We start from the raw sequence: 635 nt of genomic DNA, 5'->3' as shown, positions 1-635 counted from the left end.
ACCGACGCGTCGATCAACCCGGGCAACTCGGGTGGCGCACTGGTCGATCTGCAGGGCCAGCTGGTCGGCATCAATACCGCCAGCTTCAACCCGCAGGGCAGCATGGCCGGCAACATCGGCCTGGGCCTGGCCATTCCGTCCAACCTCGCGCGCAGCGTGGTCGACCAGCTGGTCAAGCACGGCGTGGTGGTGCGCGGCACGCTGGGCGTGGAGAGCCAGAACCTGACCGCGCAGATCGCGCAGGGGCTGGGCCTGGGCGAAACGCGGGGTGCGCTGATCACCCGCGTGCTGGCCGGTTCGGCCGCTGCGACCGCCGGCCTGAAGCCGGGCGACGTGGTGGTCTCGGCCAACGGCCAGCGCGTGGACAGCGCCGAAGCCCTGCACAACGTGGAAGGCCTGGCCGCGGTCGGCAGCGCGCTGACGCTGGACGTGCGCCGCGAGGGCAAGCCGCTGCAGATCAAGGCAACCTTGAAGGAACAGGCGCGCGCGGTCAGCGGTGAGAGCCTGGACCCGCGCCTGACCGGGGCCACCTTCGTCGACCTGCCCGAGTCGCTGCGCCAGTCCGGTGTCGGTGGCGTGCTGGTCAGCGAGGTCAAGCGCGGCAGCCGCGCGGCCACCAACGGCCTGCAGCAGGG

Annotated in this window: 1 protein-coding gene; it reads left to right on the top strand. The window is 71.8% G+C overall.

Annotation, left to right across the window (positions count from 1 at the left end; all coding sequences use genetic code 11):
- On the top strand, window positions 1-635 hold a 635-nt coding region (locus DAI20_RS19670), incomplete at both ends, for a PDZ domain-containing protein (RefSeq protein WP_159085141.1).

This window comes from Planctomonas deserti (assembly GCF_003067705.1).
GTDB classification, from domain to species: domain Bacteria; phylum Actinomycetota; class Actinomycetes; order Actinomycetales; family Microbacteriaceae; genus Planctomonas; species Planctomonas deserti.
Note: the sequence above shows the minus strand (reverse complement) of the source record. Positions and strands in the feature narration are given on the sequence as shown.